Origin of the sequence: Fulvimarina manganoxydans (assembly GCF_900176465.1) — a bacterium.
GTDB classification, from domain to species: domain Bacteria; phylum Pseudomonadota; class Alphaproteobacteria; order Rhizobiales; family Rhizobiaceae; genus Fulvimarina; species Fulvimarina manganoxydans.
Map to the genome: position 1 here is coordinate 41110 of NZ_FWXR01000028.1, position 13986 is coordinate 55095.

At 62.5% G+C, this 13986-nt stretch carries 9 protein-coding genes; 5 read left to right on the forward strand and 4 right to left on the reverse strand.

The annotated features are described in order from the left end of the window. Positions 1 to 358: 358 nt before the first annotated feature. The 3 genes from B9A15_RS20510 to B9A15_RS20525 form a co-directional block, all read right to left on the reverse strand. Positions 359 to 5800 (reverse strand): DUF4347 domain-containing protein, encoded by a 5442-nt coding sequence (locus tag B9A15_RS20510; RefSeq protein WP_170923387.1) that lies wholly within the window; start codon positions 5798 to 5800, stop codon positions 359 to 361. A gap of 624 nt (positions 5801 to 6424) precedes the next feature. After that, positions 6425 to 7150 carry an isochorismatase family protein gene (locus B9A15_RS20520; RefSeq protein WP_170923388.1) on the reverse strand — a complete coding sequence of 242 codons (726 nt, stop codon included), beginning with the start codon at positions 7148 to 7150 and terminating at the stop codon, positions 6425 to 6427. Between the two features lie 95 nt (positions 7151 to 7245). Then, entirely contained in the window at positions 7246 to 8172 is a 927-nt protein-coding gene (locus tag B9A15_RS20525; protein WP_084412539.1) for an alpha/beta fold hydrolase, read from the reverse strand. Between the two features lie 147 nt (positions 8173 to 8319). Here B9A15_RS20525 and B9A15_RS20530 point away from each other — a divergent pair, with 147 nt between their 5' ends. Next, positions 8320 to 9222 carry a LysR family transcriptional regulator gene (locus B9A15_RS20530; RefSeq protein WP_084412541.1) on the forward strand — a complete coding sequence of 301 codons (903 nt, stop codon included), beginning with the start codon at positions 8320 to 8322 and terminating at the stop codon, positions 9220 to 9222. Here B9A15_RS20530 and B9A15_RS20535 read toward each other — a convergent pair. Beyond that, positions 9219 to 10124, reverse strand: coding sequence for a LysR family transcriptional regulator (locus tag B9A15_RS20535; RefSeq protein WP_084412559.1), 906 nt, complete (start codon positions 10122 to 10124; stop codon positions 9219 to 9221). The genes B9A15_RS20530 and B9A15_RS20535 overlap by 4 nt on opposite strands. Before the next feature lie 200 nt (positions 10125 to 10324). Between B9A15_RS20535 and B9A15_RS20540 the strand changes: the two genes are divergently transcribed. From B9A15_RS20540 to B9A15_RS20555, 4 genes are all read left to right on the forward strand, one after another. Beyond that, complete coding sequence (locus B9A15_RS20540) at positions 10325 to 10588, forward strand: DUF1427 family protein (protein ID WP_084412543.1); 264 nt, start codon at positions 10325 to 10327, stop codon at positions 10586 to 10588. An 18-nt stretch (positions 10589 to 10606) separates the two neighbouring features. Further along, positions 10607 to 11296 carry a hydrolase gene (locus B9A15_RS20545; protein WP_084412545.1) on the forward strand — a complete coding sequence of 230 codons (690 nt, stop codon included), beginning with the start codon at positions 10607 to 10609 and terminating at the stop codon, positions 11294 to 11296. Positions 11297 to 11411: 115 nt separating this feature from the next. Continuing rightward, the gene (locus B9A15_RS20550; protein WP_139798518.1) at positions 11412 to 13130 is read left to right on the forward strand and encodes an amidohydrolase; all 1719 of its coding nucleotides are present in this window, start codon (positions 11412 to 11414) and stop codon (positions 13128 to 13130) included. 86 nt (positions 13131 to 13216) lie between these two features. After that, positions 13217 to 13986 (forward strand): MFS transporter (locus tag B9A15_RS20555; RefSeq protein ID WP_139798519.1); only part of this gene is annotated, 770 nt, incomplete at its 3' end.

The following is a 13986-nucleotide window of genomic DNA, read 5'->3' on the forward strand; positions in this document are numbered from 1 at the left end:
TTCAGGGAGCCGTATCATGACAAACATGTCCTTCGTCTCGCAGGTCGATGCGGCGACGAGGCGTGCCGGCCCATGCAAAGAGGAAAACACGGGCGAAACGTCTGATACGAACCACGAGCGAGAAACTCGGAGAAGAGCGTCTCGTCTTTCCGTAAACTGCGGACTATGCCGCCTCATGTCGCCAACTATAGGCTTTGGTATAGCGCGAGCGGCGCTTGAGCGCTTTAAAGATCCGTATCGCGAAGCGATCAAGCGAAATTCGTATGAGCGGAGGGCCGAACGAGAATCGACGAAATGGGCCGATACTCGTCCGGCGATTTGGGAGCGGACCGCCGATCCTTATGGATCGCAGTTCGCTTCAGATCAGGAACTGCCAGGCTTCGGCCCCGAGGCTGTGATCGGTCTTCATTTCGAGCGAATGGGCGAACCGGTCGGCGATGTCCTTGAGGCTCATGCCCTCGTCGAGCGCCTGCTGCCAGAAGTCGAAGCCCGCCCTGTCCGAATTCCGATCGAACAGCACCTCGTAGAGAAGCTCCAGGCTCGCCTCGCCATTCGGCCCGAAATGGGTGAAGCCCTGGGCTTGTGCCTCCTCTGAGGCGAAAACGTCGAGCATGACGTCTCCAGCGCTGCCGCCATCGGCCAGGCGCTTGGTCCAGAACTGGACGCCGGCGAGATCGCCCTGGCGGCCGAAGAGTTGCTGATAGAGCCCTGCCACCAGGGAGAGATCGTCCTCATAAGACAGCTCGATCGTCTTGTCGGCGAAGGTGATCGTCTCGACATTGACCAAAGTGTCGACATCGGTCGGATCGGACAGGGAGCGCACCGTCACCACGGCATGATCCCGGGTGATCTCGTAACCGGCGGCCTGGCCCTCATAGGTGACCGTGTCATGGTCGCGGCCGCCATGGATCAGATCGGCGCCCTCGCCGCCGAACATGGTGTCGTTGCCCCCCTCGCCGAACAGCCGGTCGTCACCGCCCTCGGAGCCGACGATGTCGTCACCGCCGCCGCCATGCAGTTCGTCGTCGTCCGCGCCGAGCACGATCCTCTGCGCCCCGTCGTCGGCGAAGATGATCTGGGCGCCGGCGCCACCGGTCAGAGAGACATTGCCGACCACGGCCGCGAAGCTGATGTCGTTGAGCTCCAGAACGGTTCCGGCGGGCAGGTTCGAGCTATCGATCACGATCGCGGTCGCCGTCGTGGCATCGCCGTCTCCCGGACCGCTGATGACCAGCGGAACATTCGGATCGGCGCCTTCGGCGATCGTCGGGGTGATGGTCAGGACCGCCAGCGGCTTGTCTGCCGGCAAGGCACTCAGAAAGCCCTTTCCGCCCCCCGTCAGCGCCGTCTGGACGTCGGAGCCCTCGGCGGTGTGGGCCTTGATCTGAGCGATCAGCCCGTCGAGGCCGGTCGCCACCGTTTGCGCAGCGCCCGTGCCGGACGCCGTCATGCCGACGCCGGTCGGCACCTTGACGCTGATCAGCGGCGTCTCGCCCGTTTTCACCAGCGGGATATCGGCAAGAGCATTGCCGCCGACCGATTCCTGCCGATCCGCCTTGACGGTCGGAATAGTCGTCGTGGTGACGGTTCCGCCATTCGCGCCGGTCTTCGTTTCGGTCTGAACGGACACGCCATCGACCGTATCGGTCTTCGTGTCGCCGGTACCCCCGCCGCCGGAGCTCGGCGCCTGGGTGGTGTTTGTCACCACCTTGTCGACGAAACTTGCGAGGTCGTTGCCCGCAAGATCCTGGATCACGCCGTTCGCGTCGTCGGCGCTCGTCAGATCGGTATAACTGACAGTCACCTTCTGCCCGGCGGAGACCGGGGAGGCAAGGGTCAGGGTCGCGATCTTGGTCAAGGCATCGATAGCCACCGTATCGATAATAGCGGGCTTGTCCCCGACCTTCACGGAGAAGACCTTCGCTGCAGGCGCGCCGCTATCCAAGCCCCCGCTATCGGCGAGGGTGATCGTCAGGGTTTTCCCATCGACCTTCATGGCCGACATGGTGGGCGTCGTGGTGTCGAGCGCATAGGCATGGCTGTAGACGGTTGCGTCGTTTCCGGCGGTGTCGGAGACCTTCACCTTCAGCGTGCCGGAACCGATCAGCGTCTGGCCGACGAGCGACCAGTTTTTCTGGGCGATATCACATGCGGCGGTGGCCCATGTCTTGCCGTCGTCAAGCGAGACCTGGACCTTTTCTCCGCTCGCCAGATTGGCCGAGAGCGTGCCGCTGATCGTCTGATTGGCCGTCTGGGTGACGAAGTCCTTATCGGACGAACCGGTATCGGCCGAAAAACTCGCCGCCGCGATCGTCGTCGTCGGCGCCGTGGTGTCGATCGCGATCGCCTTGTTGGCGCCGAGGGAGGTCGTGCTGCCGGGTATTGCGAGCGTCAGATTTGCGTTCAAGCCGCCGGCGTCCTGAATGGAACCGCCATTGAGCACGAGCGCGGCCGTGCCAAGATAATCCAGATCCGAGCTCGTATCACCGTCTTGGACTTTGTAGACGAAGGTCAGCGTGTCGGTTCCCGAACCGCTGACATAATCGACCACCCGGTCTGTCGTCCCGGTTTCGAGCTTGAGATTCGGCGTGCCGCTCACATTGACGACTTTGGAGAACTGGACCTGGATCGAGATGTCGTCGCCGACCTTATAGGCGCCATTGGCGGTGGAGGACGTCACGCCCGTCACCTTCGGCGGTGCATCCAATGTGATCAACGTGTCCGCGCCGCCATTCGTGGACGTCACTGCAAAAATGGCGTCGGCAAGGTTCGGTGCGTTGAGCGTCACTTCGGGCGTGGTGAAGTCGGTGGCGTCGGTATCGATCTCGATCTTTGTGTCGGAACCGGTGCCAGTGACACGAATGTTCGCGGCCGTGAGCGACGTGATGCCGGTAAGCTGTATGGCGTCGCCGGCTTCCAGATCGGTGATGGTATCGCCGTTCAAATCCGAGACGCTGCCGGCGAAGACGTCGTCGCCCGCGCCGCCGGTAAGGGTGTCTGCGCCAGCGCCGCCGGCAATGGTGTCGTCGCCCGCACCGCCTTTGATATTATCGACGCCGGCGCTGCCGATGACGGTCATGCCGCCGCCGGTGATTTCGTCAAGATCTACGGAGTTACTCTCTATGATAGATAATGTATCTTTAGACAGATCAATGGTTCGCAAACCCTGCGCATAGGCTTTGGCATTGAACGACAACGACACCGGGGACGAGGTGGAACTTAGGGCGATCCGCTCTATTCCACTGATCCGGCTGGACCAGTCGATGTTCGACCCGAAGATGAAACCGTTCGGTGCGATGAAGCTTAGCAACAGAGTGTCAGTACCTTCGCCACCATCAATGGTGTCAATGAAGGTGTTGTTCGCACTGTCAGACAACTCGTAAGATGCATAGATAAAAGTGTCTTCGCCCTTGCCGCCGATCAACGTATCGGCGCCGCTGCCGCCGGTGATCCTGTCGTTGCCGTCGCCGCCGGCGAGGGTGTCAGCGCCAATATAGCCTTTTATGTCATCGTCGCTGCTGGTGCCGGTGATCGCCGTCCCGCTGGTATTGCTGGTGGTCAGAAGCCCGGTGTCGTTGGCGCTGCGCGTCATCCCGCTAGCGTCGAGCTTGCCCCCCGAAGCGGTCAGCGTGTAGCCGGCCAGGGTCAGCGTGCCGCCGGAGCTTTCCAGCGTGCCGATGGTCTCGTTGTTGCCCAGAACCAGCGTACCGCCCGCGACCATCACCGCGCCGCTGTCGGCAAGCGCGCTGCCGCCATTCAGCGTCAACGTGCCAGCATTCAGCGTCGTGCCGCCGGTATAGGTGTTGGCGCCCGACAACACCAACGCGCCGGCACCTTCCTTGACCAACGATCCGGTGCCGGAGATCGGGGCGCTGATGGTGATCGTCTGATCGGCGTAGTCGGTGATCGTCGCTGTGCCGGCGAGCGTCAGACCGCCGCCATATTCTCCCGCAATGGTCAGCGTCTTGGCGCCAGAGGAAAAATTGCGAATTTCGTCGCCGTCGCCCCAAGACGGTGCGTCGACGTTCAGCGCAAGGGTGGTTCCCGTCGCTATTGCGTCAAGATAGATGATGTCATGGGTGTCTTGAGCCGCGCCGCGAGCCAGCGCCTCGCGCAGGGAGAAACCATCTGCAGCATCGAATTCTGCGTCGTCGCCCGTTTGGGTCACATAAATATTCGAACTGGTGACCTTTACGTCGGCGGTCGTCGCCGTTGTGCCGTCATTAAGGCTGAAGCGAATATTCGCATCGCCCAAAGGCGTGGTGTTGGCGTAGGCGATATGCTGGATGACCTCCTGAACCAGCGAGGTCGTGGCATTGGCGTTGAAGGAAATCGTCAGGACGCCGTTCGTCTTGTCGACCGTGGCGAAAGTCGTTCCGTCGGATTTCAAGTCGCTGCCGTCGACGGAAAAAAGGTCGCTACTGGCGAAGCTGAAGAGATCGTTGACATTCGCATCGGCGCCGACGAGAGGCGTAAAGCGCTGGACCGTCAGCGTCCCGTTGTTCCAGTTGCCATTGGTGCCGGAGAGATCGTTCTCCGGATCCGATGCGGTCGCCAAAGGGGCAAGGATCGTGCTCGCGCCTGTCGCAAGCGCCACCGTGTTGGCGGTTCCTTGACCATCGCCGTTCAGGTCAAGAACCGGTGCGGTGTTGGAAGGGGGCGCGAACGTCACGATGCTGTCGATAAAAAGGTCAGCGCCCAATTGATTGCCGCTCTCGAGAGCGGCGTTGTTGTATGCGGAGTCTGAGGGATGCTTTATGCGCTGTAACGTGAAGCTTGTCACGCCGGTCCAGTTGACATCGACTTTTGCCGCGCCCTGGTTGATATCCTCGATCGCGAAACTGACCGCCGAGTTCTCCCCTCCGGTCGGGGTCAGAACGTAATATTCCTTTTTGGCCTCCGTATCGCCATAGGCCGTTCCAGCGATCAAGGATATGATGTTGGTGGCCGATGAGAAGGTGACCGTTAGCGTGGTCACTTCAGCACTTGAGTCGCCGTCATAGTTGGTTGCAACGAAATCGGTTGAGCCACCGAAACCGCCATAGTCTGCAGCCTGGACATCGTTGACGTTGGAAGAGACCGTGGCGGTAATACCGTCGATCGTCTGTGAAAGGGTTTTGCGATCGTCGGCATTTCCTGTGGATACCGTTCCGTCAGCATCGTTGAATGAAAAAGTGATATTCGGCTGCGACAAGGTACCCGTAAAGCCAGCAGAAGGCAGCTCACGCGAAATCAACGTGTCAGACACGGTTCCCACAATGGCCTCGAGCAGCCAGTCGCCGCCCGCAACCTTCGCGCCGGTCAAATCATCCGATGCCGCGACATCCGCTCCGGTCGCCGCCGCGAGATCACGAATGAAGGCGATGCCCTTGTCTCCCGCCGCCACATCGCAACCATAAAGCAGAAGGTCGCCGTCAGCCGTCAGGGCCTGGCCGAGCGTCGCGAGATCGGCCTCTCGCCCCGCCAGTTCGGCATCGGTCAGCGTCACGCTGCCAAGCTGCAGCGCACCCTGGCTGCCATGGCTGACAATGTGGATCGCCTCATAGCCGGAATGGATTTTCGCCCATTCGGCCATTTGGGTGAGCCCGTCCCGGGCGGCGTCGAGCAACACGATCTCGGCGCTCGGAGACACCCCGGCGGCCAGGGTCTGCCAATCGGCGATGTTCGTCTCGATGAACACCACTTCGCGCGCGCCGGTCGCTTCCGTGCCGCCGGCACCGGCAACGCCCGGCATGTTGCCACCATCAGCCTCGTTCCCAAGCGCCCTGCCGCCAGCCCCCAAGAAGACCTGCTCGCCCAATGCATTCATCCTTTCACCAGCTATCCCCAGAGCCTCGGGCCTTCGACTTTGATCGCCCGTCTCTTTCGGCCATTTGCAAGTGATAGTGCGGCAACGCGAGGCGTTGTGTTCATCTGCTCACCCAGGCGATCGAGCTCTATGCTTCAAAGCTTGCAGGTGACTGATCGCATTCATCCCTTAACATCTTGCGGGTTGAACACGCGGATCTCCGTCAATTCGCTCTGCCGAGTTTCCCGCCAAGCATTGCCCCAGCGAAACGCACCGTGCGGATCGCGCTGAAGCTGGTCGTCCCTGCTCTGCCTGACCTTGGAACACGCCCATCTGCGCGAATAGGAAACAAGCGACCGGAGCGCCCGATCCCCTGCATCAAAAAGGGGCAACGCAATATCAAGCATGCGCTAAAGCTTTATAGGCTGATTTCAGCGCGTTTTTCGACGAGATGCGCTAAACCGGTCGAATTCGCTCGCCAGCCGACCAGCAGAGTTTAACCTCTCGCAGAACGGCAGCGCTTGCCCGGTGCGATTTCGGCTCACCCCGCGAGCCGGCGTGCTTCCGGCAGCGGAGCGGCCAAGCCTTCTGTCTCGTTCCGCGGAAGGCTTCCTGTGCGTCGTGAATTTCTGCGGTTCAGTCGGCGAAGGTTTCAAGGCCGCCTTGTCCCGGCGTCGTGTCGTCGACCGGGCCAACGGTCGAGGCGGCCCAATGCTCCGCCACGATCTCCCGAATGCCTTGGCCATAAGGGCCATCCCACCACCAGCCGAGTTCGGTCAAAGCCGCCAGCCAGCCGATCGGCGTCGCGCCTTCCTGCACGACGCGTGTGATGGCGACGTCCTCGATCAGGCGGCTGTTGGTCGATGAGACGTCGACGACGACATAGACATTGTATCCCGCATGCAGAAGATCGAGCGCCGTGTGCGTCGTGCAATTGTCGATGGAAATGCCCCCGATGAGAACATTCGTCCGTCCGCTCTCGCGCAGCCATTCGGCCATCTCGGCCGTGTATCCCGACATGGTGTGGCGCGGAAAACGTCTGACGTCATAGCTCACGTGATCGGTGATCTCGGGCAGCATGGTGCCGTAATAATCGTTCTCGGTGCCGAGGATCGCCGTCGGCATCTTGAAGAGCGGGTTGAACTTCGCAAAGGCCTCGATGTTGTTCTTGTAGACTGCGCCAGGCATCGTGTTCATCAGATTATCGAGGCCGGTCGTGTAGTCGACATAGACGAGCACGGTGTTGTCGGGCGTCAGGCGTTCGGCCGGTCCGCGCTGAACGGCCATGTCGGCTTGTACATCGGCGAACGCCATGGTCGGTATCAGCGCGAACAGGGCGGCAAGAAGCAGTCCTCGCATCATGCATATCCTTTGCTGGGTTGCTGATCGGTCCTGACCACGACCGAACCGGACAGGCCCTCCCGCCCAAGGCTCGATGCGCGTCAACGCATTTCTCATCACTGCGCCCGTTCCAGCTCGTCAAAGAAGGCTTCGAGCTCCGTTGCCAGGAAGTCTGGAACCTCCTCGGGAAGCAGGTGCCCCGCCCCGGGAATGACCCCGCCGCGCGCATCATCGGTGATCATCTCGAACTGACTGTGGGTGATGGGAATGCCGTATTCGCCGCCCCATGCCATCATCGGCACGTCGATCCCCGCATCGCCGAGTGCGCGGAGCTGGCGAGCGGTTTCGAAAGTCGCGCGATACCAGCCGACCGAGCCCGAAATTCCGTTCTCGGTCTTCAGACCGGCGGCATAGACGGCGCGATCCTCAGCGGTGACGGCGTCGGGGTTCGGGGCGTGCATCAAAGGCAGGAACCAATCGACGAATTCCTGCTCCTTGCCCGCGACGAGGATTTCGATCAGCCCCGGCGCGCTGTTGAAGCCGAAATGCCAGTAGCCGCCGTAAGTCTCCTCGCGATAGACGGTGAACTGGTCGAGATTGTAGCCCACGAGCGGCTCGTCCAGATAGGTCATGCTGAGCGCCGTCTCGGGATATGTGCCCGCAAAGGCGAGGCTGACGAGCGCCCCCATGTCATGACCCACCACATGGGCTGTCTCGATGCCGAAATGATCCAGAAGCCCATGCATGTCGGCCGCGAGATTGACCGCGTCATAGCCGTCGTCGGGTTTGTCCGACATGCCATGCCCGCGCATGTCGGGGACGATGACGAAACGTTCTTGCGCCAATTGCGGCGCGAGAGCCCGCCACGAATGGGATGTTCCCATCCATCCATGCATGAGGATCACCGCCGGATCGGAGGATTGCCCGAAGGTCTTGACGTTGAGCTCGATCCCGTTCGTCGCGATGCGCGTCTCGGCGTCCTCAGCGCTCGCCGCAAGGGGAAAGAGCACCATTGCGGCGAGCGTAGAAAGAGCTTTTCGCATGACTGTCTCCAACCGGGGGCGAGCATCAGCAACGCTCTTCGAGCATCGCCCTATCCATGATCTCTGCTTCACTGCACTTCAGATGAGGTGCATCATGAATGGGACAATGCAGTAAATTCGGGACCGCCGTCCCATGAATGGAACGCCATGGATCTCAATCTGATCAGAACCTTCGTGAGCGTCTGCGAAGCGGGCAGCGTCACGGTCGCCGCCCGAAGGCTGAAGCAGCCGAAATCGACCATCAGTCGGCATCTTGCCCGGCTGGAGGAGGAACTCGACGTGATGCTCCTGCAGCGCTCGAGCTCCGGCATTGCTCTCAGCGCAGAGGGACGGAGGCTCTATGAGCAGACGCGGGAGTCCATTCATCTCCTCGAGCCGCTCGGCCGCCGCGCGACGAGCTTGCCCCCCTCGGGGCATATTCGCATCGCGGCGCCGCGATATTTCGCGCGGGGTCCGTTGACGGACGTCATTCGTGATTTCATGCGCGAATGTCCGGACGTCTCGATCGAGCTTCGCTCGGAGAACCGGCTGGCGGAGACGGATGGTTCGGATGTCGACGTGCAGATCGTGGCCGGCCCGATGCGCGAAATCGGCGGCGAGGTTACCCAGCTCGGTCATCGGGAAGCGCGCCTCTTCGGGGCTCCGACCCTGTTCGGGGCAGACGGTCCTCCCAGGACAGCGGCTTGCCTTTCAGGCGTCGACTTCCTGTCCAGTTGCGGGACGAGCGGTGTTCCTCAGCGACTATCGCTCACGTCGGACAAGGGCCAGACCATGACGATCGCGCCGACGACGCGGCTCGTGACAAACGAACTGAGCCTGCTTCTGGACGCCGCGCGCGACGGGCTCGGCATAGTCGCCCTTCCCGAATTCGTGGGCGAAAGGGAAGTCGAAGCGGGAAGGCTCGTGCCGATCCTGCCGGGCTACTGGACGGACCGCTTCATGGTCTCGATGGCCTTGCTCTCGGGGAGAAAGAACCCTGCCGCCAGACGCTTTGCCGATTTCGCAATGGCGCGACTGGAACGCCGGGCTTCGGACAACATCATGCTCTAGAACTCGAAGCCCTCCCTGTCCGCTAAAAAGGCTTCGAAGAAATCGGTGAAGGTCGCGACCAGGGGTGGGAGCGCCTCATAGGGGGGATAGTAGAGGGACAGCCAGAGCGGCGGCGCAGACCAACCGGGAAGGACTTCCTCAACCTCCCCGCTCTTCAGCCCGCGCGCCACGATGAAATCCGGGAGTACCGCGAAGCCGGCCCCGGCTTTGACCATCGAATACAGGAAATCCCCGTTGTTCGAATGGATCCCCGAACGCGTCTTGAGGGTCCGCTTCATTCCGTTCCTTGAAAAACGCCAGGTCTCCAATTCGCTTCCCGGGCCGTAGGAGAGGCACAGGCTCGGATCGAGCCCGTCCGGGTCTTTGGGCCGCGCATGATGATCGAAGACGCTTTCCGCGGCGACGACCCGGCGCGGGACTTCGCAGATCTTGCGCCAGATCGGGGACTTGTCGCGCGGTGGTTCCGAGATCCGTATCGCCAGATCGCCCTCCTCGGCGACGATATCGACCAGCCTGTCGGTGAGCCGGACGACCAGATCGATCTCGGGATAGGAGCGCCTGAAGCTGCTTACGAGGCCCGGCAGAAGCCGCAGGCCGAAGGACATCGGCGCATTGATCGAAAGCCTGCCGCGATGCGGCTGCATGTCACGCTCCAACTCTTGGCGGATCTGATCGAACGCCTCGACGACCGGCCGATAGCGCGCCGCGACGATGGCACCCGCCGAGGTCAGCGAGACCTGACGCGTCGTTCGAAGCAGCAATTGCTGACCGAGATCCTGTTCGAGTCGGGCCACGACGCGGGTGACGGAGGCCGGCGTCATGCGCAGCGACTTGGCCGCCGCGGCGAAACTCCGTTGGGCAGCAACCTCCAGAAAGACGCGGATCGGCTTGATCTCCTTCATGGCCGTTTCCATTGCTCTCATTGCAATAATGAATGAAGAAAAACTATCATTAAAGACAACGACCGAACATCCTATTCTCACCTGCAACGATCATCGTCCTCGCGGGAGAGCCCGATGCCAAGGCAGGTCGATCGGCTGACGCCCTCTGACGTTCCGGCCACCGAAATGCGTCCCGCAGCCTGTGCCGCGGAGACAAGCCCATGAGCTGGACGCCCTATCTCGTTTCGCTCGCCATCGGCATTCTCGTCGGCGTGATCTACGGGGCCGTTCAGGTCCGCTCGCCTGCCCCGCCGATCATCGCACTCCTCGGATTGCTGGGCATGCTCGCCGGCGAGGCGGCCGTACAATGGCTGCGCGGTCATGGCGATGTCGTGGCGAGCGCCATGCATCTGAAATCCTTCGCCATATCCCGGCACAGCGCGCCGGACCCGAAAGCACCCCCTCCCTCCCACTCGGACATTTGACCCCCACGGAGCCAACCGATGTCGAAGCTCGATGTTCTGACCCCGCAAAACAGCCAGTTGATCTTCATCGATCACCAGCCGCAAATGGCGTTCGGCGTCCAGTCGATCGACCGCCAGACCCTGAAGAACAACACGGTGGCGCTGGCCAAGGCGGGCAAGATCTTCGCCATTCCCACCATCATCACCACGGTCGAGACACAGAGCTTCTCGGGCCACACCTATCCCGAACTCCTCGACGTTGTCCCCGACGCCCCGCTTCTGGAACGCAGCTCGATGAATTCCTGGGACGACCAGAAAGTCCGCGACGCGCTCGCCAAAGGCGCGGCGGAGGGGCGCAAGAAGATCATCGTCTCGGGTCTGTGGACCGAGGTCTGCAACCTCACCTTCGCTCTCAGTTGCATGGCGGATACCGATTACGAGATCTACATGGTCGCCGACGCCTCCGGGGGCACCTCGGCAGACGCGCATAAATACGCCATGGATCGCATGGTGCAGGCGGGCGTGATCCCGGTGACCTGGCAGCAGGTTCTTCTCGAGTGGCAGCGCGACTGGGCGCGCAAGACGACCTATGACGCCGTGATCGGGCTCGTTCAGGAGCATTCCGGCGCCTATGGCATGGGCGTCGATTACGCCTTCACCATGGTCCACAAGGGCGCAAGCCGTACCCATCATCACGGCCAGACGCTCGCCCCTCAGGGCGCGGTCTGAGGCCGGCCCGCACCGCCCGCGCGGCGAGCGGGCGGTGCCTTTTCCCCAACAGGAACGACAGCCTTGTCCGGCCGCGCGTCTCGCGCACGGCCCGCCGCGTCTTGAGGAGCGCCCCATGACGACCGCCGATCTGATCCTGATGAATGGCAAGGTCACGACGATGGATCCGGCCCGCCCCGAAGCGGCGGCCATCGCCGTGACGGGCGGGCTGATTCAGGCAGTTGGCCCGGATGCCGACATCATGGCCTATCAAAGTCCCGAGACGCGGGTGATCGATCTTCGCGGCCAGCGGGTGATTCCCGGGCTGATTGACAGCCACACCCATATCATCCGCCAGGGCAACAATTTCGCTATGGAGCTGCGCTGGGATCGCGTGCCCTCGCTGGCCGACGGGCTCAGAATGCTCAAAGAGCAGGCCGAACGCACGCCCGCCGGACAATGGATCCGCGTCGTTGGCGGCTGGTCGGCCGATCAGTTCGCCGAGCGCCGCCTGCCGACGATCGACGAGATCAACGCCGTCTCGCCGGACGTGCCCGTCTATGTGCTGCATCTTTACGACCGGGCATGGCTAAACCAGGCGGCGCTGCGGGCGCTCGGGATCGACAGCCATTATTACGAGCCCTTCGTTTCCGGCCGTCTGGAGCGAGACGATGACGGCAAGCCGACCGGACTGGCGCTGGCGCGGCCCAATGCGCAGCCGCTTTACGCGCTTCTCGACGTGGCGCCGAAGCTCGATTTCGAGCAGCAGCTTCTGTCCACCAAGCACTATTTCCGCGCCCTCAACGCCCTCGGTCTCACCTCGGCGCTCGATTGCGCCGGCGGCTTCCTCAACTATCCCGACGATTACGGCGTGATCAGCGCGCTCAACCGGCGCGACGAACAGACCGTGCGCATCGGCTATCAGCTCTTCGCGCAGCGTCCCGGCTTCGAGCTCGACGATTTCCGGCGCTGGAACGATCTGGTGAAGCCGGATGCGGGGGACGATTTTCTGAAATGCGTCGGTGCCGGCGAGATGCTGGTGGCCTCGGCCTACGATTTCGAGGATTTTTCCTATCCGCGCCCGACGCTTGCCCCGCGTATGGAAAGCGATCTGAGGCCGGTACTGGAGTTCCTGTTCCAGAACCGCTGGCCGATCCGCTTCCACTGCACCTATGAGGAGAGCGCCCATCGCCTGCTCAAGCTGGTCGAGGACGTCGGACGGGATCAGGGCCTCGACGAGTTGAACTGGATCTTCGACCATGGCGAGACCATCTCGCCCGCCACCATGGACTGGATCGCGCGGCTCGGTGGCGGCATCAGCTATCAGAACCGGATCGCCTTTCAGGCAAGCGCCTATGAGGCGCGCTACGGCACGGATGCGCTTCGCCATGTCATGCCGGTGAAGAAGATGATGGCCGCCGGCGTGCCGCTGGCCGCCGGCACCGATGCGACGCGGGTTTCCTCCTACAATCCGTGGCTGGCGATCCACTGGGCCGTCTCCGGCAAGGGCCGCGGCGGCGACGTGATCTGGGCGGAAGATAATCGTCTCAGCCGGCACGACGCGCTTCGCCACTGGACAGTGGAGGGGGCCTGGTTCAGCCGCGACACCGGCCGCAAAGGCCAGATCAAGCCGGGCCAGATGGCCGATCTCGCCGTCCTCGATCGCGACTATTTCACCATCCCCGAGGACGACATCGCCGATATCGAGGCCGATCTGACCCTTCTCGGCGGCAAGATCGTCTTCGCGAAGGCGGCCTTCGCGGCCCATGCGCCCGCGCCGCTCGCCTTCCTGCCCGACTGGTCGCCCGTGCCCTTATTCGGGGCGCCGGGCGCTGCGCCGAAACAGGCGGCCTGATCGCTCGCCAACACTGCCGCCTCCGAAAGTCGTCGCCGCCCCTCACCGAGGTGATCCCGCCGGGCGTTGCGCCATGAAGAGAAGCCATGACCGAACCTCACCACCAGGACGATAAGCTTGCCAAGGCGCGCACCATCGGCGCTTTCGCGCCTTTCGGACATCGCGCCTTCGCCCTGTTGTGGACGGCCACGCTGATTTCCAACATCGGCACATGGATGCACGATGTGGGGGCGGGATGGCTGATGACCACGCTCGATCCGAGCCCCGCCGTCGTGACCCTGGTGCAAGCCGCGACCACCCTGCCGGTGTTTCTGTTCGGCCTCTTGGCAGGTGCTTTGGCGGACCGGCTCGACAAGCGGCGCATGCTGATCGCGATCAATTCGGGCCTCTTCCTGGTCGTCGCCTGTCTCGCCTTTCTAGTCTGGCTGGGAGAGATGACGCCGCTCCTGCTCATCGTCTTCACCCTCATCATCGGCACGGGCGCTGCCTTCATGGCGCCGGCCTGGCAGGCGGTCGTGCCGCAGCTCGTCCCGCGCGAAGCGCTGAAACCCGCCATCGCGCTGAATTCCATGGGTATCAATATCAGCCGGGCGATCGGCCCTGCCCTCGCCGGCGTCCTGATCGCCGGCATCGGCCTCGCAGCGCCCTTCGCGCTCAATGCCGCAAGCTTCCTCGTGATCATCGCCGCCCTGTTGATGTGGCGGCCGGAGCCGCGGCCTCTGCGACAGCCGGCAGGCTCCATCCTTTCGGAAATGGCGATGGGCCTGCGCCATGTGCGCCACAACGCTGCGATGCTGGCGACACTGGTGCGGGCGCTGGCCTTCTTCCTTTTCGCCTCGGCGGTCTGGTCCCTCCT

Coding starts and splice junctions, on each gene's coding strand:
- B9A15_RS20520 (WP_170923388.1), bottom strand. CDS start 7,150: ATGATGCGAGGACTGCTTCTTGCCGCCCTGTTCGCGCTGATACCGACC.
- B9A15_RS20525 (WP_084412539.1), bottom strand. CDS start 8,172: ATGCGAAAAGCTCTTTCTACGCTCGCCGCAATGGTGCTCTTTCCCCTT.
- B9A15_RS20530 (WP_084412541.1), top strand. CDS start 8,320: ATGGATCTCAATCTGATCAGAACCTTCGTGAGCGTCTGCGAAGCGGGC.
- B9A15_RS20535 (WP_084412559.1), bottom strand. CDS start 10,124: ATGAAGGAGATCAAGCCGATCCGCGTCTTTCTGGAGGTTGCTGCCCAA.
- B9A15_RS20540 (WP_084412543.1), top strand. CDS start 10,325: ATGAGCTGGACGCCCTATCTCGTTTCGCTCGCCATCGGCATTCTCGTC.
- B9A15_RS20545 (WP_084412545.1), top strand. CDS start 10,607: ATGTCGAAGCTCGATGTTCTGACCCCGCAAAACAGCCAGTTGATCTTC.
- B9A15_RS20550 (WP_139798518.1), top strand. CDS start 11,412: ATGACGACCGCCGATCTGATCCTGATGAATGGCAAGGTCACGACGATG.